Raw genomic sequence first — 22,370 nt, 5'->3', positions numbered from 1 at the left:
GCCCGCGCAGCGGGGTGGCGGCGGGGACCCGGAGCGAGGCGGGCAGGGAGGGCACGGACGGCGGTCCGGCGGGCTCCGCCGCGAGGGCCGCGCGGTGCAGGCGTTCGGTCTCCGGGCCCGGCCGTACGCCCAGTTCGGCGTCGAGGGCCGCCCGGCAGACGTGGTACTGCCGCACCGCGCGGCGGCGCAGCCCGAGCCGGGTGTAGGCGTCGATGAGGAGGCGGTGGGCCAGCTCCTCGGCGGGGTTGCCGTCCAGGAGCCGTTCCGCGAGGGTGACCGTCTCCTGGGGCTCGCCGGCCCGGAGGTGGGCGTCGCCGAGGGCGAGGAGCAGGCGTTCCTTGAGGTCGGCGAGCTGGGAACGGCGGCCCTCGGCCCAGTCGGCGTATCGGTCATCGGGGAGGAGTTCGCCGGAGAAGCGGTCCAGGGCCGCGCGGAGACCGTCCACGCCACCGGCGGCGAGCGCCGTGCGGGCCTCCTCCTCGGCGCGGTCGGCGTCGATGCGGACGCGGGCGGGGTCGAGGTGGAGCAGTCCGCCTTCGGAGACGAGGTACGAGGAGGTGGCGCGGGAGGCCAGCTCGGGTTCGAGGGCCCGGCGGGCGGCGTGCAGGGCGACGCGCAGACTCCCCTGGGCGGCTTGCGGATCCGTGTCGGGCCAGCAGACGTCGATGACCTGTTCGCGGTGGAGCCGGTGTCCGGGTACGACGGCGAGCAGCTTCACCAGGGCCTGGGCGGTCTGCCGCGGCCAGCGCTCGGCCAGGGCCGGTCCGCCGTCGCGAGTCACCCGGAAGCCACCGAAAAGGTGTATGCGCACCAGGGGCGGGGCCTGGTCCGTGCTGTGTGCTGTGTGCCGCTCGTTCATGAGGGCGCCCACTTTAACCGGACATGCCGCCGCCCCCTCCGGCGAGTGCCGGAGGGGGCGGCGGGCGGGGTGACCGCCCGGGCTCAGGAGAGCTTGAGGGTGATCGTGTAGTGGGTGCTGTCGTTCGGGACGTAGTAGCCGCCGCCGAGCAGCTCGGCCGCCTGGTTGACACCACGCTCGTCGAAGTTGAGCATCACGGCCTCTTCCGCCCCGTCACCGTCGAAGTCACCGGTGGCGTAGTTGCGGGCACCGCCGGCGGAGGGCGCCTTGCCGAGGTAGTCCGGGTACTGCTGGTCGCCGGTCACGACGGCCGGGTCCCAGAGGTACACCCCGCCGGTGCCGCCGGTCATGATCACCTTGTCCCCGTTCGGGGCGGTGATCCAGGACGCGTTCCCGGTCGGCGGGGTCAGGAAGACGCGGTTGTCCGCGTCGCCGTCGGCGCCGAACGAGTAGATCGCCGCGGTGCCCGAGCCGAGCAGGACTCCGTCGCCGTCGAAGTAGTTGCTGTGGGTCCACAGCCCCCCGGTGATCGCCGTGTGCAGTACCTCGCCGGTACGGCCGTCACGGATCTCCATGACGTTGTGCGGGCTGAAGGCGTCCGTGCCACTGAGGCCGGTGGGCGTCCAGGCCACCCAGGTGTAGACGACGGCGTGGCCGTCGGCGTACGGGATCGCGGGCGAGGCGTACACCGCGTTGTCGAGCAGTCCACCGCGAACCTTGGCGTCCAGGGCGGTGGCCGGAGCCTTCGGCGCTTCGGCCCAGCCGAGCGCGCCGGTCTTCGCAGCGAGCTGCACGGCGCGCATGGCGGGGGCGGCCACGTCGAAGGAGTTCTTGCTCGTGTACTGCACGTACACCTTGCCGTCGCCCGTCGACGGCTCGGAGAACAGGACGTCACCGGCGTCCGCCGGGGCGGCGTACGTCCACAGCGCCTTGCCGTTGCCCCTGTAGACGCGCAGCTTGTCGGTCGGGACGAGTATGTCCGACTTCTTGTCGCCGTCGACGTCCGCGAGCGTCACTGAGTGGACGAACTGACCCTCGCTGTCGATGGTGTTCAGGACGGCACCGGTCTTCGAGTCGAGCACGACGACCGCGCCGTCCGTGGCCACGACGATCTCCGGGGTCTTGTTCCCGGTGACGTCGGCGGTCTCGATGCCGTGGACCGAGCCCGGCAGGGTGGTCTGCCACAGCTTCTTCGGCTTGCCGTCGAGCAGCGAGGTGCCCGAGTAGGCCCAGATGCCGTGGGAGGCGCCGCCCTCGACGAAGTCGTCCTTCTTGTCCCCGTCGATGTCGAGCGACTTGCCGTACGCCATGTCTCCCTGAAGCGGCGTCAGCCGCTCCTGGCTGCCGTTGCCGAAGGCGTACGTGCGGACGTTCTGATCACCGTCCACGACCCGGACGTGCCGGCCGGTCTTGTCCTTGAAGACGTCCTGGAACATGGGTGACGCGGTGGCGCCCTTGGTCTGCCAGCTGATCTTGCCCTTGCCGGAGAAGACCGTCAGGGAGCCGTACCGGCTGACGTTGACGGCCGACGCGAACTGCTTGTCGTCCGAGGCCGTCGCGACCAGCTTCTTGCCGACCACGTCGAGGTGCCACGTGCTCGGGCCGTCGTGGCCGTTGGAGACGTCGCGCTTGGTGGTGTGCTGCCAGAGCGCGGTCTCGGGGTCGTCCCCGTCCAGGACGCGGACGGTGCTCGCGTTAACGAACATCGAGTCCGTCAGCGATGACTCGGAGACGGCGTACTCGGCGTCCGCCCTGCCACTGAGGTCACCGACCGCCAGGGCGGTGGGCAGCACATTGACCCGGGTGTCGAGCGTGGTGCGACGACCGTCGGCGAGGTCGTACGCGGCGATTTCGTAGCGCACGCCGTCCGTGTAGTCGGACTGCTCCACAGCGACCAGCTGCCCGCGGCCCTCGTCCACCCGCAGCTGGCGGGAGTAGAGCGCGTTGTCGGCCTGCCACTGCACCGCACCGTCGTTCATGTCGAGGACGACGGTGTGGCCGCGCGAGGCGCTGGTGGCCGTCTTGCGCAGGTTCCACGAGACGGCGGCCCTGCCGCCGCCGAGGTCCTGGAGGGCGCCCCAGCTGGCCGCGCCCGTCACACCGGTGTCGTACGTCCAGGTGCTGGACTCGGCGAGCTTGCCGTCCTCGTACGAGAACCGGAAGCTGCTGAGCTTCACCGTGCTGGCGGCCGGGGCGGACTGGTTGAACTTCGGCGAGTCGGCGACGAGCAGGGCGCCGTCGACGATCTTGACCTGACTGGCGTAGGTGAAGTACTTGGACCAGACCGTCTTACCGGTCTTTCCGTCGAGGACCGTCACCATCGTGCCGCCGGTCAGTGTGGTGCCCGGGATGGTGACACCGGACGGCGGGTTGATGCCGACCTCGGCCGAGAAGACCACGTCGGGCACACCGTCACCGGTCAGGTCGCCGGCGTCGGAGCCCTGGTCGGAGTTGGGCGTGTTCGGGCTGACGGCGTTGTAGCCCATGACGACGTGCGGCGGGTAGAGCTCCTTCTCCCACACCCGCAGCGGCCTGATTCCCCAGTCCGCGTACAGGGAGTCGGTGGTGCGGGTCCACTGCTCGGCTCCGTCGGCAGCGGTGCGCGTGACGTGGGCCAGGCTGTTCAGGGTGAAGTAGTCGCCCTTGTTGTTGACGGGCATCGTAGCCGCGAGGCCGTGCACGTTCTCGATCGCCGACTTCGCCGTGACGGTGATGTTCGAGGACGCGTCGGTGGAGGCGCCGGAGTCCGCGACGGACTTGTCCGAGTCGGGCTTGGCGGCGTCGGCAGTGGCACCGCCGTACGGGTCCGGCTGCATGCGCTCGGCCAGCTTGTCGGCCTGGGTCTTCGTCAGGCGCATGCCGTGGGAGTCACCGCTGTCGGCGGCGAGGGCGTGCGGGGCGGCGGTCAGCGCGAGGCCCGCGGCGACCAGTCCGGAGGCGAGCCGCAGGGCCCGGCGCGAGTTGTGGGCTCTCATCACTTGTCTTCCTGCGCGAAGTGGACGGCCGAGCCGGCGGTGATGACCGGCTGGTCGAAGGAGTACTGGAGGGCGTCCGTACCGGTCTGGTTCTCGATGCCGACGGTGGCGCCGGTGCCGCGGTCGGGCACGGTGTTGTACTGGACCGTCACCGAGCCGGTGGCCTCGTCGAAGACGGCCTCGAAGGTGGCGCGGCCGGCGGTGCCGTCGGCGTAGGCGGCCTTGTTCCACACGATGGCGAAGGAGCGCTTGCCCTTGGAACCGGTCGTCGCGGTCTGCACGGTGGACTTCTTGTCCAGGACCAGGTCGTCCCAGAGGGCCGCGACGGTGCCGTTGGGGCGGGCCGCCGAAGGCAGAGCGGTGTTGGCGTAGTCGCCGATCCGCGGCTCAAGGAAGTTGACCAGGCCGTTCGTGGTCACCGACGCGCTGGTGTAGGAGACGCCGTAGAGCTTCACCGGGAAGGGCAGGGCGATCGTCCTGGCGTCCTCGTCACCGGTGAGCGCCACCTTGGTGGTGCCCTTGATCCAGGAGTACGTGGCCGGGGTGCAGGTGTTGCCGTACGCGTCGGAGAGGGCGGGGAGCTTGACCCTTGCGGTCTCGTCGCCGTCGACGGTGAGCGCGCCGCGGTAGGCGCCGTTGCAGAGGACCGGGGCGGCCGGGGTGACGCTCAGGGTGTAGCTGCCCTCGGAGACCTCGGGCAGGGTGAAGGCGCCGCTGGTGTCGGTCTTGACGGATGCGATCGGGGAGCCGTCCACGGCGACCGTGGCCTTGGCGAGCGGGCGGCCCTGGACGTCGTAGACGGTGCCGGCGACCTTGTGCGCGTCGACCGCGTCGAGCGCGAAGTCCTGGGTCAGGGCCTGGCCCTTGGTGACCTGGATGCCGGTGACGGTCTTCGGGGCGTAGCCGTAGCCGCGCAGGGTGAAGGAGTACGTGCCCTCGGCCAGCGTGAGGCGGTAGGCGCCGCCCGCGGCGGTGTTGACGATGCGCGAGGTGCCCGCGGCGTCGGTGGCCTTGACGCTCAGACCGGTCAGCGCCTTGCCGGTGGCCGCGTCGCTGACCTTGCCGGTGACGGTGGCCGCGGTGTGCGGGGCCTTGTCGACGGAGGCGAAGATGTCGAGCTTGCCCTCGCCCCAGACGTTGTTGGCGCCGGCGGTGCCGCCGCAGTGCGTGTCGTCCACGTCGATCGCACCGTCGTTGAGCAGCGCGCGGGTGCCGTCGATGTCACCGATCAGCGAGGGGGCGGCGGACCACAGCAGGGCCACCGCGCCGGCGACGTGCGGGGTCGCCATCGACGTACCGGAGATGGTGTTGTACGAGCTGCCCGGCCAGGTGGACCGGACGTCGACGCCGGGGGCCGAGATGTTCGGCTTCTGCGAGCCGTCGACGAGCGAGGGACCGAAGCCGGAGAAGTCGGCGATCTTGCCCTTGGAGTCGTAGGCGCCTACCCCGTAGGAGGTGACCTGCGCCCCCGGCGGGTGGGTCGTGGAGCAGGTGACGCCGTCACCGTCGTTGCCGGCGGCGAACGCCTCGAAGATGCCGGCGGCGTTCCACGCCTTGACGATGTCCTGGTAGAAGGTCGTCGTCGGGTCGTCGGCGCCCCACGAGTTGTTGACGATGTTCGGCGCGAGGTCCGGGCGCGGGTTCTGCCCGTTGTGGTCGGTCGGCGCGAGGATCCACTGGCCGGCCAGGAGCAGCGTCGAGTCGTTGCACGTGTCCGACTCGCAGCCCTTGGCGGCGATCCAGGTCGCGTTCGGGGCGACACCGACGCCGCCCTTGCCGGCCATGGTGCCCATGGTGTGGGTGCCGTGCCCGTTGTTGTCGCAGGGGGCGCTGGTCGGGCACTGACCGCTGGCGTCGTACCAGTTGTAGTCGTGCGTGAAGGAACCGTCGCCGTTGTTGCCCCGGTAGTTGTCGACCAGGTCCGGGTGGTCGTACTGGACTCCGGAGTCGACGTTGGCGATGACGATGCCCTCGCCGCGGTCCTCGTACTGGTCCCAGACCTGGTCGGCCTTGATGTCCTTGACGCCCCACTCGGGGGCGGCCTCCTCGGCCACCGCGGCCTTGGTTGCGGCCTTCAGCGCGGTCTTCGTCTCGGCCACCGTGGGCTTCGACTCGATGTCGTCCAGCTTGTAGTGCTGCTCCTTGACGATGCGCGCGACGTCCGAGCGCTTCGCGAGCTGCTCCACGAGGTCCTGGTCCCCCGTGACCTTGACCGCGTTGGCGATCCAGAAGTCCTGGTGGCCGACCTTCTTCTTGTCGAGGAAGGTGTTGAGGGACTCCTGGCTCTTGTGGGCCTTCGCCTTCAGCTCGTCGAACGCCGACTTCGCGCGCGCGGCGTGGCCGTGCTCGCGCTTGGCGGTCGTGAGGTCGGCCTTGTCCTTGAGGACGACGAAAAACGTGCTCTCGCCGCCCTTGTCCACGGCCTTCATCAGCGCGGAGTCGACCGGGGCGGTCGGGCCGGTGGCCGCGGCGGCGGTCGGCGGGGCGATCAGCAGGCCGGTGACGGTGAGCGCTGCTGCCGCCCAGGCGGCAGTTCTCCGCCGGGGCGATCGGGACAGGTGCATCGGGATGCTCCTCCAGGAACGGTACGGGGGAGCCCGCACGTTAGGAGGGGGGCGTTACTCGGGCATTACAAGCCCACCCCGACCGGTGTTTCCACAGGTCAGGCCAGTTCGCCGGGACGTCACGGCACGTGTCCCCGAACGGGCCGCGTCCCACGGCGGCGGACCCCGTTCGGCCCACCCCCGCTCGCGTGAACCCGCCGATGAACGTTGCCTGACAGTCAGGCAAATCGGACGGGTGGGAGGCGCGGTGGCGGACATCGGCGCGAGTGACGGCTCCTCACCCTCGGAGGAGGTCCGGGCCCTGCGGGACCGCGTGACCGCGCTCGAACAGAAGCGCGCCCGCCCGGCCCGCCACCGGGGCCGCTCCTTCGTCGCCGCCGCCCTCATCGTCCTCGGCTGCCTGCTCGCCCCGCTCTCCGTCGTCGCCTCGTGGGCGTCCGACCAGGTCGGGAACACCGACCGTTACGTGGACACGGTCGCCCCCCTCGCCTCCGATCCGGCCGTCCAGGATGCCGTGGCCGACCGGGTGACCGACGCGCTCATGAGGCGGATCGACCTGTCCGCGCTGCTGTCCGGGGTGTCGCCGGACGACCGGCCCCGCCTGGAGAAAGCGCTCGGGCGGCTCGGCGGCTCGCTGGAGGACGCGGTGCGCAGCCTGGTCCACGACCGGGCGCGCGCGGTCGCCGCGTCGGACGCCTTCGAGAAGGTGTGGACCGAGGGCAACCGACGGGCCCACCGCGCCGTCGACAAGGCGCTGACCGGGAAGGGCGGCGGCGCGGTGGAGCTGACCGACGACGCCGTCACGCTGGACCTCGCCCCCGTCATCGACCGGGTGAAGCAGCGGTTGGTGGACCGGGGCATGGCGGTGGCCGGACACATCCCAGAGGTCCACACCGACATCACGCTCATCAGGTCCAAGGACGTCGGCGAGGTCAGGACGTACGTACGGGTCCTGCAATTCCTGGGCGACTGGCTCGCCGTCATCGCCGTCCTGCTGCTCGCCGGGGGCGTGCTGCTCGCGGTGCGGCGGCGCCGGTCGCTGGTGGCGGGGGCCCTCGGCGCCGCCGTAGCCGTGGGCCTGCTCGGCATCGGCCTGCGGATCTTCCGGGCGCTCTATCTGAACGCGCTCCCGGCCGGGGTCTCGCCGGGGGCGGCGGGCGCGGTCTATGACGCGATGACCCGGTTCCTGGGGACGACGGTACGGATGGTGGTGGCCCTGGGGGTCGTCGTGGCGCTGGCGGCCTGGCTCACCGGTCCGGGCCGGCGTGCGGCGACCGCCAGGGGGCTGTGGGCGTCCGGAATCGGCGCGGTGCGGGCCACGGCCGACGGGGCGGGGCTGCGGACCGGTCCGGTCGGCCCGTTCGTACGCCGGTTCCGGGCCTGGTTCACCTGGCTGCTGGTGGCCGCCGCGCTGGTGGTCTACCTGCTGTGGGCGCACCCGACGGGGTGGGTCGTCGTCGGGATCGCGCTCTGCCTGCTGTTCCTGCTGGCGGTGGTGGAGTTCCTGGCGGCCGGGGACCGGGAGCCGGGCGCCGGGCCCGCCTGAGAGAGGAGCGAGGAGATGGCGGGAGTCGACGCCGAAGCCGTCCGGAGGATGACCGGCGCGCTGTTCATCGAGCGCGGCCTGCGCAGTCCGGGCTCGACCCGGTTCTGGGGGCTGCTCGTGCTGGCCGCCGTGATCGCGAGCGCGGGAGTCGTCGGAGACTCCACGGCCACTGCGCGAGGCGCTGGACGACCACGGCATGCGTGACGCCGACCTCGAACTCCACCTGGTAGGCGGGCGTACGCACTGGTGCCCGGCCGACACGGACACCTGCGCGGTACGGGCGGGCGGGCGCGGCTGATCCGCGTCAGCGGCGGCGGCCGGGTTCCCCCGACGCGCGCAGCCGCCGCCAGACCGCCTTCGCCGCGTGGTGTCCGGACATGCCGTGCACCCCGGGGCCGGGCGGGGTCGCCGAGGAGCAGAGGAAGACCGCCGGGTGCGCGGTGGCGTACGGCACGCGGGCGAGCTTGGGGCGGATGACGGTCTGGAGGCCGGCGAAGGCGCCGCAGGCGATGTCCCCGTCCACGTAGTTCGCGTTGCGCTTCGCGATGCCGGGCGGGCCGGCGACGGCGCGGGCGAGGACCAGGTCGCGGAAGCCGGGGGCGAACCGCTCAAGCTGGCGTTCGATGGCCTCGGTCGCGTCGCCCTGCCAGCCCGCCGGGACGTGCCCGTACACCCAGAAGACGTGCTTGCCCTCCGGGGCGCGGGAGGGGTCGACCAGGCTGGACTGCGCGGTGATCAGGAAGGGGACGCGGGGGTCCCGGCCGTCCACCGCGCGGCGCAGCGCGTCGTCGATCTCGCCGGCGGTGGGGCCGATGTGCACGGTGCCGGCCCGGCGGGGCTCCTCGGCGGTCCACGGCACCGGGCCCGACAGCGCGTAGTCGATCTTGAAGCAGGAGGCGCCGTAGCGGTACCCCTGGTAGGCGCGGCCGAGTCCGGCGATCCGGGCCAGCGCGGCCGGCGAGGTGTCGAAGACGTAGGCGCGGGCGGGCGGCAGCTCGTCCAGGCGCTTGACCTCCGTACCGGTGGTGATCGTGCCGCCGAGCTCCCGGAGGTACGAGGCGAGGGCGTCGGAGATGGCCTGGGAGCCGCCGCGCGGAACGGGCCAGCCCCGCTCGTGGGCGGCGAGCGCGAAGAGCAGGGCGATGCCGCCGGTGGCGAGGCCGTTCGTGGGCGCGATGGCGTGCGCGGCGAGACCGGCGATCAGGCCGCGCGCCTTCTCGCCCCGGAAGCGGCGGGAGAGCAGGGCGGCGGGCTGGACCGCGTCGAACCCGAAGCGCGCCCAGTGGTACGGGTCGCGGGGCAGCCCGTCCCACGGGGTGCGCAGGAAGTCCCGGGCGAGGGTGTCCCAGTGGCCGAGGTAGGGGGCGAGGAGGCGGCGGTAGGCGCCCGCGTCCCCGGGACCGAGCGACATCGCGGTCTCCCCCACCGAGGCGGCGAGCACGGCGGCGGTGCCGTCGGGGAAGGGGTGGGCGAGGGCGAGGTCGGGCTGGATCCATTCCAGGCCGTGCCGGTCGAGGGGCATCGCGTCGAAGGCCGGGGAGCCTATGGCCAGGGGGTGCACCGCCGAGCAGGGGTCGTGCCGGAAGCCGGGGAGCGTCAGCTCCTCCGTGCGCGCGCCGCCGCCGACCGCGGGTTGGGCCTCGAAGACCTGGACGGCGAAGCCCCGGCGGGCCAGTTCGACTGCGGCGGTCAGTCCGTTGGGGCCCGCGCCCACCACGACCGCATCGAGCATCGACGGCACCTTCGGACTCCTTTGTCAGCCGACGGTCGGAGCACCCAGGATATTCGCAGGCACCGGCAGCCGGGGGGCGGGTAGTGTCCTCACCCGATGACTTCGGAGAACTTCGCGGGGCCCGCCGATTCCGGAATGACCGCCCGGGTCGCCGAGATGGCCGCCCGGCTCACCCACGTGCCCGGTATCCGGGCCGTCCTGCTCGGCGGCAGCCGAGCCCGGGGCGCCCACCGCCCGGACTCCGACTGGGACCTGGGCGTGTACTACCGCGGTGCGCCGGACACCGCCGCCCTGTCCGCGCTGGCCGCCGCCTTCCAGGGCTCCCCGGTCGAGGTGACGGGTCCCGGCGGCTGGGGTCCGTGGGTGAACGCGGGGGGCTGGCTGCGGGTGGACGGCGTCCAGGTCGACTGGATCCTGCGCGACCTGGACCGGGTCGAGGCGGTCTGGGCCGGCTGCCGCGAAGGCCGCTACGAGGTGGGGATCCAGCCGGGCCATCCGCTGGGCTTCTGGTCGCCCGCGTATCCCGGCGAGGTCGCCCTCGGGCGCGTACTGTCCGACCCGGGCGGGGAGTTGACGGCCCTGAAGGGGGAGACCTCGGTCTACCCTGAGCCGCTGCGCGAGGCGCTGGCCGCCGCGGCCTGGGAAGCGGAGTTCTCCGTCATGGCGGCCCGCAAGTCGGCTCCGTCGGGCGACCGGCTGCATGTCTCCCTCTGCCTCTCCCGGGCCTTCGGCATCCTCGCGCAGTCGCTCCACGCCCACCACCGCACGTGGTGCCTCAACGAGAAGGGCGCACTCGCGGCGACCGCCGCGCTGCCCGGGACGCCGGCGGGTTTCGCGGACCGGGTGGACGCGTCGCTGCGGGGCCTGGACGCGTCGGCGGTGGAGACGGCAGCGGAGCTGGTACGCGAGGTGCGCGCGGTGCTGGGGACGGCGCCGGACTGAGGAAGGCCGGTCAGTCCGCGCGGATCGCGGTGACGCAGCGGGCCAGGAGGTCGCGCAGGGTGTCGCGTTCCTCGGGGGCGAGCGCGTCCGCGATGCGGCGTTCGATGCGGACGGCCCGTTCGTCGGCCCGGCGCAGCGTCTGCGTGCCGGACTCGGTCAGCCGGGTCTCCAGCATCTTCTGATGATAGGGGTGCGCGGACCTGGCGATCAGGCCGCGCTCCTCCAGGTGCTTGAGCACCCCGGCCATCGCCTGGGGGGTCACCAGGCACGTCCGGGCGAGCGCCGCACCCGAGATCCCGGGGTTGTCGGAGAGCGCGAGCAGCGCCGCGTACTGCGCGACCGTGAGGCCGGCGTCCTTGAGCGCGGCGCTCTTGGCTGCCATGAGGGCCTGCTCGGCGCGCTTGATGTCCAGGCCCAGGCGTTCGCCGGCGGTCATTCCCATGCTCGCGAGCGTACCGCGCGGAATACAGAGCAAGCTCCGAGCATGAGACAAGCATGGAATTTGCATCAAGAGCTTGATATAACTCAGGTCATGGATACTTACACGGCACCCCACACCTTCACCGGCACCGTTCTCATCACCGGAGCGACCCAGGGACTCGGCCTCCACCTGGCCCGCGACCTGGCCGGGCGCGGCGCGACGCTGCTGCTGCACGGCCGCGACCGCGACCGGCTGGACCGGGCCGCCGCCGAGGCCCGGGCGCTCTCGGCCGGCCGGGCCGAGGTCCGCACCTATCTCGCGGACCTCTCCGACCTCGACCAGGTCCGTGCCATGGCGGCCGGCGTCCGGGCGGCCGAACCCCGGCTGGACGTGCTCGTCAACAACGCGGTGGCGGGCGGTGGAAGCGAGCCGCTGCGCCGGGAGTTCGGCGCACAGGGGCACGAACTGCGGTTCACCGTCAACCACCTGACGCCGTACCTGCTGACCAGGGAGCTGCTGCCGCTGCTGTCGGCGTCGGCGCCCGCACGGGTGGTCCAGGTGGCCTCGATGGGGCAGGCGCCGGTCGATCTGGACGACCTCATGATGGAGCGCGGTTACGAGGGGCTTGAGGCGTACTGCCGGAGCAAGCTCGCGATGATCATGTCCACGTTCGACCTGGCCGAGGAGGAGACGGCCCGCACCGGTGTCACCGTCAACGCGCTGCACCCGGCCCATCTGATGGACACCGAGGGCGTGCGCGCGTACGGGCTGACACCGGCGGTCCCCGTCGCAGAGGGGGTGCGCCCCACGGTGCGGCTGATCACCGACCCGGCCCTCACCGGCGTCACCGGCCGCTACTTCGACCGGTTCACGGACGCGCGGGCGCACGACCAGGCGTACGACCCCGAGGCCCGCAAGCGCCTCACCGCCCTCACCCGGGGACTACTGGGCCTCTGAGCGGCCCGAGCGCAGCGCTCCCAGGACCCGGTCGGCGGTCGCACGGTCGCGGGCGGCGGTGAAGGGCAGGGCGTTGCCGCCGGCGATACGGAACGGCTCGCCGGACAGCGTGGACTGAGCGCCGCCCGCCTCGGCGACCAGGAGGAGCCCGGCCGCGTGGTCCCAGGCGTACTCCCAGCTGAAGGCTGTGGCGTCCAGCTCGCCCCGGGCCACGGCGAGGTATTCGAGGCCCGCCGAGCCGCAGGGGCGGGCGGCGAAGCCCTCGGCGCGCAGGCCGAGCAGGGCGGCCTTCTGCGCGTCGGTGGTGTAGTCGGGGTGCGACATCGCCACGTCCAGCACGGCGTCCGGCGCGGGTGAGCCGGCGCGTATCGCGGTGCCGTCGACCCGCGCGCCCCGACCGCGTACGGCGACGGCCATCTCGTCCAGGACGGGGGCGTACGTCCAGGAGGCCAGCAGCTCGCCCCGGTGGGCGAGGGCGACCAGGGTGCAGAAGCCGGGCTCGCCGTGGACGAACTGGCGGGTGCCGTCGACCGGGTCCACGATCCAAACGGGCGCGTCGCCGGCCAGCGCCTCGTACACCTTCGGGTCGGCGTGGACGGCCTCCTCGCCGACGACGACCGAGCCGGGCAGCAGCCGGCCGAGGGAGGCGGTGAGATGTTCCTCGGCGCGCCGGTCCGCCACGGTGACGAGGTCGTGGGGGCCGTTCTTCTCGACCACCTCGTGGGCGGCCAGCTGCCGGTAACGGGGCATGATCTCGGCGGCGGCCGCTGCGCGGACCGCCGCCTCGATGTCGGTCAGGTCACCGGCGAGGAAGGCATCGATCATGCCTCCAGCCAATCACGAGCCCCCGGGCGCCGGTGGGCCGGGTTGGTCAGCCGTTGACCGTCCACTTCTGGTTGGCCGTTCCCGCGCAGGTCCAGATCTGCAGCGGGGTGCCGTTGGCCGCGTTGTTGCCCGTGACGTCCAGGCACTTGTTCGCCTGGGGGTTCACGATGTCGCGGGCCCCGCTGACCGCCCACTTCTGCGCGGCCGATCCGTTGCAGTCCCAGAGCTGGACCTTGGTGCCGTCCGCCGTGCCGCCGGAGGCCACGTCGAGGCACTTGCCGAGGGCCCAGATCGTGCCGTCTGCGCCCACGGTCCACTTCTGCGCGTTGGTGCCGTTGCAGTCGTAGAGCTGGACCGGGGTGCCGTTGGCGGTGTTGGCGGCGGCGACGTCGACGCACTTGCCGGCGAGTCCGGTGATCCGGCCGCCCGTGCCGGTCTGGCTGTCGCTGGTGGTGACGCGGACGTGGTCGACCACGAGCTGGTTGGGGAAGGCGGTGCTGCCGTCGGGGTCGCCGGGCCAGTAACCGCCGACCGCCAGGTTGAGGATGAGGAAGAAGGGCTTGTTGAAGGCCCAGGCGTTGCCGTTGGTGTCGGCGGGGGTGCGGTGCTGGTAGACGTTGCCGTCGACCGACCAGGTGATGGAGTCGGGGGCCCAGTCGACGGCGAAGGTGTGGAAGGCGTCCGCGAACGCCTGGCCGTTCGGCAGGGTGTAGCCGGCGCCGATGCCGCCGGAGCCGGAGTAGCCGGGGCCGTGCAGGGTGCCGTGCACGGTGGACGGCTCGAAACCGACGTTCTCCATGATGTCGATCTCACCCGAGTTGGGCCAGCCCACCTGTCCGATGTCATTGCCGAGCATCCAGAAGGCGGGCCACATGCCCTGGCCGCGCGGGATCTTCATGCGCGCCTCGACGTGCCCGTACGCCTGGGTGAACTTGCCGGAGGTGTTCAGCCGCGCCGAGGTGTACTGACAGGTGCCGTACCAGCACTGGTAGTTGGCGGGGTTCTCCTTGCGGGCGGTGATGACCAGATGGCCCTGGCCGTCCAGCGCCGCGTTCTTGTTGCCCGAGGTGTAGTACTGCCGCTCGTGGTTGTTGACGTTGTCGCCGGTCTCGATCTGCCACTTGCTGCCGTCCACGGCCGATCCGGCCGCGCCGTCGAACTCGTCGGAGAAGGTCGTCGTGGCGGTCGCCGCGGCCTGCGACATCGCGGCGGCGTCCGCCGGGGCGGGGCCGCCGGTGCCGGCCAGACCCGCGGTGGCCAGGGCGAGAGCGAGTGCCGGGAGTACGAAGCGCAGCAGGCGCCGCGAAAGGCGTGGGGAGTCCATGACTCTCCCTTCCGGTGTGTATGGGGGAGGGAAGGGGAACCCCGCCGTGCACATGAGGTCATGCACATGACAGGTCGAGCAGACGCGGTGGGCGGGCAGGGGCACTTGGTTCGCTACGTGATTTAAGAAGTGAAGAAAGCCGGTGTCAAGAGTTTGGTACGGACCACAGGAGTCGAAGCGAGCAAGGGGCCGCGCGCCAACGGCCCTCGGACGTGGGGCACATGTCCGAGGGCCGTTGATTCAGCGCCCCGAGGAGCCGGGCGTCACTTCTGCCAGCCGACCGTCTCCGGCAACGGGGTGTGGAAGATCGTCGCGCCGACGTTGGCGAGGCCCTTCTTCACCCCGTACGTGGAGGGCCCGCTGAACAGAGGCAGGAAGGCGTACTCCTGGAGCGCCTTCTTCTCGACCTTGTTCACCGCCACCGTCTGCTCGTCCAGATCGGCGATCTCCGTGGTGGCGCGGATCTCCTGGTCGAGCGCCGGGTTGCCGGAGCCGGTGATGTTGGAGTCCCGGTCCGAGCAGTAGAAGTCGCACAGATAGCGGGCCCCGAACGGGTCCATGGAGCGGTTGCCCGACAGGAACAGGTCGAACCTGCGCTCACTGATGGTCTTGGCGAAGTCCGCGTCGTCGCCCTTCCGGATGTCGAGGTGGATTCCGGCCGGCTTCAGCATCGCGGCGAGGGCCCCGGCCGTGGCCTTGCCCAGCGGGTCGTCGCCCAGGAGGGTGTAACCCACGTCGAGCTTCTTTCCGTTCTTGACGCGGACTCCGTCGGAGCCGGGCTTCCAGCCTGCCGCGTCGAGCGTCTTCTTCGCCTCGGCCGGGTCGTACTTCAGCACGGCCGACAGGTTGTCCTCGTACCCCTTCTGGAAGCTGTAGAGCACGGCCGAACCGGGCAGCGGCTCCTCGTAGTCGAGCCCCTGGAACTGGATCTTCGCGATCTGGGCGCGGTCGACGCTCTGCTGGATCGCCTTGCGGACGGCCTTCTCGGAGAGGACCGCCGACTCGGTGTTGAAGTACAGCGAGTACTCGAAGGGGCTGCCGCCGCTGCGGATCTCGGTGCCCTTGAGGCCCTTGACCTGCTTCAGGCTCTCCGCGTCGACGGCGGAGGTGTAGTCCAGCTGGCCGTTCCTGAAGGCGTTGACGGCGGCCGTGGACTCCAGGTTCACGTACACCCGCTTGTCCAGCTTGCCCTTCCTCCCCCACCACTTGGGGTTGCGGACGAAGGTGATGTTGCCCGAGTGGGTGTCCCACTTCCCGACCGTGTACGGGCCCGCGCCCCACTCGGGGTGGGCTTTCTTCACGTACGCCTCGTTGAAGTTCTCGACCGTCGCCGCCTTGGGGTGCAGGAAGGTCGTGAACAGCGTGGACCAGGAGGCGTTGACGCCCTTGAAGGTGATGACGGCCTCCTTGGCGTCCCTCCCCTTCGCGACCGCGGTGATCTGGTCGTAACCATCCGTGGACGAAGCGGCGAAGTCCTTGTCCGAGCCGTTGTTGGCCTTCCAGGTGGCCTCGATGGCACGCCAGTCGATGGGCGTGCCGTCGTTGAAGACCGCCTTCGGGTTGATCGTCAGGACGACCTTCTGGTTTCCGCCGTCGACGGTCACCTTCACATCGCTGTAGTAGTCCTTGTTGTACTGCACGTCGCCGGTCGGTGAGTACGTGATCGCGTCGGCGTTGTACCAGCCCCAGACCCGGGACGCGGTCAGTGTGGCGTTGACGTTGAAGGGATTGCCCTGGTCGTCGAAGGTGCCGACGGTGGTGTACGTGCCGCCGTCCTTGATGTTCTCGTACGGCTGCGGGTTGTAGTCGACGGCGGCCGACGCGGCCTTGGGCGCGTCCTTCCCGCCCCCGCCCGAGCCGTCGCTCCCGCCGGACGACTGGCACGCGGTGGCGGCGACGGAGACGGCGGCGATCAGGGCGACGGGCATGGCCAGTCTTGCGCGCATGGCGGAGTGTTCCTTCTGGGTCGAGGGATGGGAAAGCGGGTGGGGAAGGGAGGCGCCTCAGACGGCGTGACAGGCGTACGTGTGGCCGGGCCGCCCGGCCACCGGGGAATCCGCGGGCCGTTCCGTACGACAGCGCTCGCGGACCTCCTCGCCGGCCAGCCGGTACAGCGGGCAGCGGTCCACGAAGACGCAGCCGGAAGGCAGCCGGGCGGCGCTCGGCTGCTCGCCCTCCAGCACGACGCGTTCGCGGGTGCGCTCGCGCCTCGGGTCCGGGACCGGGATCGCGGACAGCAGGGCCTTGGTGTAAGGGTGTTGGGGGTCGGCGAACAGCGACTCGGTGTCGCCGGTCTCCACGATGTCACCCAGGTACATCACCGCGATCCGGTCGGAGACGTACCGGACGACGGCCAGGTCGTGGGCCACCACCAGGTAGGCCAGGCCGAGTTCGCGCTTGAGCCGGGCCAGCAGGTTGATCACGCCCGCCTGCACGGAGACGTCCAGGGCGGAGAGCGGTTCGTCGAGCACGAGCAGCCTGGGCTCGGTCGCGAGGGCCCGGGCGATCCCGATGCGCTGGCGCTGCCCGCCGGAGAGCGCGGCCGGGAAGCGGTCGCCCATCGCCTCGTCCAGGCCGACCAGGGCCAGGAGTTCGCGGACCCGGGTCCGGGTGGACGCGCGGTCCCGGCCGATCGCGCGCAGGGGTTCGGCGAGCAGTTCGGAGACGGGCAGCCTGGGGTCGAGGGCGCCCATCGGGTCCTGCATCACGATCTGGACGTCCCGGCGCAGCTCCCTCACCCGGCTTGCGGATTCCGCGGTGCCGACCTCGGTGCCGGCGATCTCGATCCGGCCGCCCTCGGGCCGCTTCAGCCGCAGGATCTCCAGCAGGGTGGTGGTCTTCCCGCTGCCCGACTCCCCCACCAGCCCCAGGGTCTCCCCGGACCGCAGCTCGAAGCCGACCCCGTTGACCGCCCGCAGCGTGCCGACACGGCGCTTGAGCACGGCGCCCTTGGTGACCGGGAACGTCTTCACCAGGTCCTCGACCCGGAGCACGACGTCCCCGGCGGGCGCGTCGCCCTCGGACGGCTCGCCCGGCTCCGCCGCCTCCGCCCCGCCCGCCGGATCGAGGGACCCGGCGGCGATCTCGTCCGCGCGCAGGCAGGCCACGTCCCCGTGCCCGGTGACCGCGCGCAGGGCGGGCTCGTCGGTGCGGCAGGCGTCGAGCGCCACGGCGCACCGGCTCGCGAAGGGGCAGCCGGCCGGGAGGTCCACCAGGGCGGGCGGTTCGCCACCGATCGGGACGAGGGGCCGGCGTACCCCGCTGTCCACCGTGGGCACCGCGGCGAGCAGGCGCGCGGTGTACGGCATGACGGGGCGCGCGAACAGCTCGTCGACGCCCGCCCGCTCCACGAACCGGCCCGCGTACATGACGGCGACGTCGTCCGCGTGCCCGGCGACCACTCCGAGGTCGTGGGTGATGAGGACGAGTCCGGCGCCGGTCTCCTTCTGGGCGAGGCGCAGGACGTCGAGGATCTGGGCCTGCACGGTGACGTCGAGCGCGGTGGTGGGTTCGTCCGCGACGAGGACGGACGGCTTGTTGGCGATCGCCATCGCGATGACGACGCGCTGGCGCATGCCGCCGGAGAACTCGTGCGGGAAGGAGGCGGCCCGTTCGCGGGGGTCAGGGATGCCGACGAGGTCGAGGAGTTCGACGGCCTGCTCCCAGGCGGCCCGCTTCGTCAGGGGCTGGTGGACGCGCAGGGCGTCGGAGAGCAGCCGGCCCACGGTGAAGATCGGGGTCAGCGCGGAGAGCGGGTCCTGGAAGACCATGCCGATGGCGTTGCCGCGTATCGCGGAGAGTTCCTTGTCGGTGAGGCCGACCAGGTCCCGGCCGCCGAGGAGCACCTGTCCGCCGGTCGCGGCGGTGGGCGGGAGGAGGCCCATGATGCCCATGGCGGTGGCGGACTTGCCGGAGCCGGACTCGCCGACGATGCCGAGGGTGCGGCCGGGCAGCAGGTCGAAGCCGATGCCGCGCACCGCCTCCACGGGTCCCGATTCGGAGGGGAAGGTGATGTGCAGGTCCCGGACCGAGAGGACCGGAGCGGTGGCGTCGTCGCCGGGCGGCTGCGGGGTGGGCAGGGTGGTCGCGAGGGTCATCGTCGGCCTCCTGCCGCGCCGGTGGTGGATGTGGGGTCGAGGGCGTCGCGCAGCCCGTCGCCGACGAAGGTCATCGAGACGGTGAGCAGGACGACCAGGCCCGCCGGGAAGGCGAACAGCCAGGGGGCGCTGGTGACGGTGCCCGCGCCGTCCGCGAGCATCGTGCCGAGCGAGACGTCCGGGGTCTGGACGCCGAACCCCAGGAACGACAGGGCGGTCTCGCTGAGCACGGTGGCCACGACGCCGAGGGTCAGGTTGACGATGAGTAGGGAGCCCAGGTTGGGGATGATGTGGCGCAGGATGATGCGCGCCGGGGTGACCCCCATGAACTCGGCGATCGTGATGTAGTCCCGCTCCCGCAGCGAGGTCGAGACGGACCAGATGACCCGCGCGGTGGACATCCAGCCGAACACCGTCAGGACGACGATGAGGACCCGCCAGTCACCGGCGAGCCGGTGGGAGACGAGGGCGAGGATGAGGAAGGAGGGGACGACCAGCAGGAAGTGGATGACGGCGAGCGTCGCCTTCTCCGCCCGGCCGCCGAAGTACGCGGCACTGGAGCCGATGACCGCGGCGACGACGATGGTCAGGACGGAGACGCTGACCGCGATGGCCAGCGAGCGCCGCAGGCCGTGCACCGCCGAGGCGTAGATGTCGTTGCCGCCCTGGTTGGTGCCGAACCAGTGAGCGGTGCTCGGTGGCCGGGTGAGCGCGGCGAAGTCGGCGTCGGAGTACGCGTACGGGGTGAACAGGCCGCCGAACAGGCTGAAGAGCACCAGCAGGAGGAAGATCCCGACACCGGCGACGGCGAGCCGGTTGCGCAGGAATCGCCGCGCGTAGAGTCGCGCGAGGCCGGGGCCGCGCCGGGGCTCGGCGGGCTGGGCGGGAGCGATGAGTTCCGTCGTGTCCACGGCCATGTCAGCTCACCCTCACGCGCGGGTCGAGGAAGACGGTGGCGATGTCCGCGAGGATCGCGCCGACGGCGGTCAGGGCGGCGGCGAAGGCGGCCGTGGCGACCGTGCCGTGGACGTCGTTCTTGCTGATGGTCTGGATGAAGTAGCGGCCCATGCCGTTCCAGCCGAAGATCGTCTCCGTGATGACGGCGCCCGTGAAGATCGCGGGGATGCTGAACGCCACGGAGGTCGCCGTCGGGATGAGCGCCGTGCGCAGGGCGTGCCGGCGGATCGCCCGGGTGCGGGTGAGTCCGGTGGCGCGTGCCGTGCGGACGTAGTCGGCGTTGATGGTGTCGAGCAGCAGTGAGCGCTGCGTCAGGTGGTAGCCGACGTATCCCATCAGGGTGAGGGTGAGCGTCGGCAGGATCAGGTGGAGCAGGCGGTCGCCGATGGTGGGCAGCAGCCCCTCGACGTTCGGCGAGTTCTCACCGGCGACGTAGAGGAAGTGCAGCCCGGCGTGCTGGTTGAGCCAGATCGCGACGAAGACCACGGCGAGCGCCGCGACCGACGTGGGCACGTTGAACACGGCGATGGACACGGCCTGCGAGACCCGGTCCGCCCAGCCGTACTGCCGGGACGCCGTGTAGACGCCCAGTGTGACGCCGACGAGGACGGACAGGAGCGTCGCCATGACGACGAGTTCGGCGCTGACGAGCGAGCGGTAGCCGATCTCGCCGTTGACGGAGACACCGGTGGGCGACATGCCCCAGTCGAAGTGGATGACGACGGAGGTGAGCCAGTCCCACCACCGCTGGACGACGGGCACCGACTGGTCGAGGTTGTAGGGAGCGAGTGCCCGGTCGATCTGGGCCTCGGTGCGGACGGGCCGCAGTTCCCTGAAGTTCGACCGCGGATCGAGGAACCAACTGGCCAGGAAGTAGGTGGCGTTGGTCGCGACCACGATCATCAGGAGCCAGCCCGCCGCCTTGCGCGTCACATGGCGCAGCACGGGTGGCACCTCCTCACCGCGCACAGGGGGTGCGCCGCCGGGGCGCCTGGTCTGGGGGGCGTTTGCATGCGCGGTGGTGCTTTCTGGGGGGCCGGGGAAACGTTGCACAGACGTGCGAGCGTCAGTCTGGCGCGGGCTCCGGCGCCGGCACCAGGTCCGGACCGGTCCCGCCACGACCTCGCAATACGGCCTTAGCAAACGGCCCGGACAGATGATGATTTGTACCTAATCGCTCGTTGCCGTGTGAACGGGCCGGCCGGGGCGCGCCCGGCGGACTATTCCGCGCGTCGGTGGCGTTGTGCCTGGTCGGAGCCCGTACGCAGGCGGACGGGCCGGACGGAAGTGGAGGCAGGGCTGTGCACGGTGAGTACAAGATCCCCGGCGGCAAGCTGGTCGTGGTGGACCTGGAGGTCGAGGGCGGCGCCCTGCGCGATGTCCGGGTGGCCGGCGACTTCTTCCTGGAGCCGGACGAGGCGATCCTCGCGATCGACGCGGCCCTGGAGGGCGCCCCGGCGACCACCGACACCGTGGCCCTCGCCGCCCGGATCGACGCGGCGCTGCCGGAGTCGACGGTGATGCTCGGCCTCACGTCGGAGGGTGTCGCCGTCGCCGTGCGCCGGGCGCTGGCGCAGGCCACGGAGTGGAGCGACTACGACTGGCAGCTCATCCACGACGCCCCGCAGTCCCCCGCCCTGCACATGGCCCTGGACGAGGTCATCACGGCGGAGGTCGCGGCGGGCAGGCGCCCGCCGACGCTGCGGGTGTGGGAGTGGGATGCCCCGGCGGTGATCATCGGCAGCTTCCAGTCGCTGCGCAACGAGGTGGACGCCGAGGGAGTCGAGCGCCACGGCGTCACGGTCGTCCGCCGGGTCTCCGGGGGCGGCGCGATGTTCGCGGAGCCGAGCAGCACCATCACGTACTCGCTCGCCGTCCCCCAGTCGCTGGTCTCCGGGCTCTCCTTCGCGGACAGCTACGCGTACCTGGACGACTGGGTGCTGGAAGCCCTCGGGGACATGGGCATCAAGGCGTGGTACCAGCCGCTCAACGACATCGCCACCGAGGTCGGCAAGATCGCCGGGGCCGCGCAGAAGCGCGTGGTCGGCCCGGACGGCGGCCCGGGCGCGGTGCTGCACCACGTGACCATGTCGTACGACATCGACGCCGACAAGATGCTGGAGGTGCTGCGCATCGGCAAGGAGAAGATGTCGGACAAGGGCACGAAGAGCGCCAAGAAGCGCGTGGACCCGCTCCGCCGGCAGACCGGCCTGCCGCGCCAGGCCGTCATCGAGCGCATGATCGAGTCCTTCCGCAACCGGCACGGGCTGACCCGGGGCGAGGTGACCCCCGAGGAGCTGGCCCGCGCGGAGGAACTGGTCCGTACGAAGTTCTCGAACGACGAGTGGACCGCCCGGGTGCCCTAGGGCGTGTTTCGAAAGTCCCGCCTGTCCGGCGACGCCTGGCACGCACGCTCGCCGCGTTGTCGGGATCACCCCGATACAACCAGTATCGGGGCGACCCTCCGCCTTGCGATCGCACGCACCAGACGCCGCCGGACCCGCCCTACGGGCGGACGGCGCTACTTTCGAAACCCGCCCTAGTGCCGCGTCAGCCAGGGCTCGCCCGGTAAGGAACGGCGTCAGGTGCGTGCTCTCGGCGTGCCGGCCGGAAGCTCCCGTACTGGACGTACTTGGGCTTTCGGCCGGAGCGGCGAGAGTGCGTGCCAGGCGTCGCCGGACAAGCGGGACTTTCGAAACACGGCCCTAGAAGACCGGCCGGTGGTCCTGCCAGCGCAGCTCCGCCTCCAGCTGGGCCGCCAGCGAGACGAGCCGTTCCTCGCCGCGGGACGGGCCGAGAAGCTGGGCGCCGACCGGGAGGCCGTCCCGCGTGAAGCCCGCCGGGACGTTGACACCGGGCCAGCCCAGCACGTTCCACGGCCAGGCGTACGGGCACGCCTCGGTCATCGCGACATCGGTGCGCCAGGCGCTCAGCCCGTCGAACCGGCCGATCCGGGGCGGCGGCATCGCGGTCGTCGGGGTCAGCAGCACATCGAAACCGGCGCCGCCGCGTCCGTGGTGGAACAGCGCCCCGATCCGCCGGTGCTGGTGCACCTCGCGCGCCCGGGCGGCCCGCACCACCCTGCCGCCCAGCCGGGTGCCGGTGCGCAGCGCGCTGCGGGTGCGCGCGTCCAGGAGCGCCGGCTCGGGGTGCAGGGCGGCGAGTTCGGCG

Annotated in this window: 17 protein-coding genes; 5 read left to right on the top strand and 12 right to left on the bottom strand. The window is 71.6% G+C overall.

Going from position 1 to position 22,370, the window contains the following annotated elements:
- From G3I41_RS24990 to G3I41_RS24980, 3 genes are all read right to left on the bottom strand, one after another.
- On the bottom strand, positions 1 to 859 hold an 859-nt coding region (locus G3I41_RS24990; protein ID WP_275408448.1), incomplete at its 3' end, for a BTAD domain-containing putative transcriptional regulator.
- 83 nt (positions 860 to 942) lie between these two features.
- Positions 943 to 3,834: a VCBS repeat-containing protein gene (locus G3I41_RS24985; RefSeq protein ID WP_164402620.1), complete on the bottom strand. Its 2,892-nt coding sequence runs from the start codon at positions 3,832 to 3,834 to the stop codon at positions 943 to 945.
- On the bottom strand, positions 3,834 to 6,398 hold the full coding sequence (locus G3I41_RS24980) for a S8 family serine peptidase (RefSeq protein ID WP_164402619.1): 2,565 nt from the start codon (positions 6,396 to 6,398) through the stop codon (positions 3,834 to 3,836). The genes G3I41_RS24985 and G3I41_RS24980 overlap by 1 nt, the downstream gene beginning before the upstream one ends.
- A gap of 247 nt (positions 6,399 to 6,645) precedes the next feature.
- Between G3I41_RS24980 and G3I41_RS24975 the strand changes: the two genes are divergently transcribed.
- The gene (locus G3I41_RS24975; protein ID WP_164402618.1) at positions 6,646 to 7,944 is read left to right on the top strand and encodes a hypothetical protein; all 1,299 of its coding nucleotides are present in this window, start codon (positions 6,646 to 6,648) and stop codon (positions 7,942 to 7,944) included.
- Between the two features lie 15 nt (positions 7,945 to 7,959).
- Positions 7,960 to 8,148 carry a hypothetical protein gene (locus G3I41_RS24970; protein ID WP_239081829.1) on the top strand — a complete coding sequence of 63 codons (189 nt, stop codon included), beginning with the start codon at positions 7,960 to 7,962 and terminating at the stop codon, positions 8,146 to 8,148.
- Between the two features lie 100 nt (positions 8,149 to 8,248).
- Here the strand turns inward: G3I41_RS24970 and G3I41_RS24965 are convergent, their stop codons facing one another.
- On the bottom strand, positions 8,249 to 9,685 hold the full coding sequence (locus tag G3I41_RS24965; RefSeq protein ID WP_164402617.1) for an NAD(P)/FAD-dependent oxidoreductase: 1,437 nt from the start codon (positions 9,683 to 9,685) through the stop codon (positions 8,249 to 8,251).
- A 126-nt stretch (positions 9,686 to 9,811) separates the two neighbouring features.
- Between G3I41_RS24965 and G3I41_RS24960 the strand changes: the two genes are divergently transcribed.
- On the top strand, positions 9,812 to 10,618 hold the full coding sequence (locus G3I41_RS24960) for a nucleotidyltransferase domain-containing protein (protein ID WP_164402623.1): 807 nt from the start codon (positions 9,812 to 9,814) through the stop codon (positions 10,616 to 10,618).
- A 10-nt stretch (positions 10,619 to 10,628) separates the two neighbouring features.
- Here G3I41_RS24960 and G3I41_RS24955 read toward each other — a convergent pair whose 3' ends face one another.
- Positions 10,629 to 11,060 carry a MarR family transcriptional regulator gene (locus G3I41_RS24955; protein WP_239081828.1) on the bottom strand — a complete coding sequence of 144 codons (432 nt, stop codon included), beginning with the start codon at positions 11,058 to 11,060 and terminating at the stop codon, positions 10,629 to 10,631.
- Between the two features lie 90 nt (positions 11,061 to 11,150).
- On the opposite strand from G3I41_RS24955, the gene G3I41_RS24950 reads away from it, so the two are divergent.
- Positions 11,151 to 11,996, top strand: a complete 846-nt coding sequence (locus G3I41_RS24950; RefSeq protein ID WP_164402616.1) for an SDR family NAD(P)-dependent oxidoreductase — start codon at positions 11,151 to 11,153, stop codon at positions 11,994 to 11,996.
- On the opposite strand, the gene G3I41_RS24945 is transcribed toward G3I41_RS24950, so the two are convergent.
- The 6 genes from G3I41_RS24945 to G3I41_RS24920 all read right to left on the bottom strand — a co-directional run bounded on the left by G3I41_RS24945 (position 11,982) and on the right by G3I41_RS24920 (position 20,144).
- Positions 11,982 to 12,821, bottom strand: coding sequence for an inositol monophosphatase family protein (locus G3I41_RS24945; RefSeq protein ID WP_164402615.1), 840 nt, complete (start codon positions 12,819 to 12,821; stop codon positions 11,982 to 11,984). The two genes, G3I41_RS24950 and G3I41_RS24945, sit on opposite strands and share 15 nt — an antisense overlap.
- A gap of 46 nt (positions 12,822 to 12,867) precedes the next feature.
- Complete coding sequence (locus G3I41_RS24940) at positions 12,868 to 14,145, bottom strand: glycoside hydrolase family 16 protein (RefSeq protein ID WP_164402614.1); 1,278 nt, start codon at positions 14,143 to 14,145, stop codon at positions 12,868 to 12,870.
- 263 nt (positions 14,146 to 14,408) lie between these two features.
- Positions 14,409 to 16,073, bottom strand: coding sequence for an ABC transporter family substrate-binding protein (locus tag G3I41_RS24935; RefSeq protein WP_164402621.1), 1,665 nt, complete (start codon positions 16,071 to 16,073; stop codon positions 14,409 to 14,411).
- Between the two features lie 75 nt (positions 16,074 to 16,148).
- The gene (locus G3I41_RS24930) at positions 16,149 to 18,242 is read right to left on the bottom strand and encodes an ABC transporter ATP-binding protein (RefSeq protein ID WP_164402613.1); all 2,094 of its coding nucleotides are present in this window, start codon (positions 18,240 to 18,242) and stop codon (positions 16,149 to 16,151) included.
- On the bottom strand, positions 18,239 to 19,159 hold the full coding sequence (locus tag G3I41_RS24925) for an ABC transporter permease (protein ID WP_164402612.1): 921 nt from the start codon (positions 19,157 to 19,159) through the stop codon (positions 18,239 to 18,241). Before G3I41_RS24925 ends, G3I41_RS24930 begins: the two co-directional genes overlap by 4 nt.
- A gap of 1 nt (position 19,160) precedes the next feature.
- Complete coding sequence (locus G3I41_RS24920) at positions 19,161 to 20,144, bottom strand: ABC transporter permease (RefSeq protein ID WP_164402611.1); 984 nt, start codon at positions 20,142 to 20,144, stop codon at positions 19,161 to 19,163.
- A 356-nt stretch (positions 20,145 to 20,500) separates the two neighbouring features.
- Between G3I41_RS24920 and G3I41_RS24915 the strand changes: the two genes are divergently transcribed.
- The gene (locus G3I41_RS24915; RefSeq protein ID WP_164402610.1) at positions 20,501 to 21,565 is read left to right on the top strand and encodes a biotin/lipoate A/B protein ligase family protein; all 1,065 of its coding nucleotides are present in this window, start codon (positions 20,501 to 20,503) and stop codon (positions 21,563 to 21,565) included.
- A 339-nt stretch (positions 21,566 to 21,904) separates the two neighbouring features.
- On the opposite strand, the gene G3I41_RS24910 is transcribed toward G3I41_RS24915, so the two are convergent.
- A partial coding sequence (locus G3I41_RS24910; protein ID WP_275408447.1) for an amidase family protein occupies positions 21,905 to 22,370 on the bottom strand: 466 nt, incomplete at its 5' end.

Source organism: Streptomyces sp. SID9727 (assembly GCF_010550605.1).
Classification (GTDB): domain Bacteria; phylum Actinomycetota; class Actinomycetes; order Streptomycetales; family Streptomycetaceae; genus Streptomyces.
Note: the sequence above shows the minus strand (reverse complement) of the source record. Positions and strands in the feature narration are given on the sequence as shown.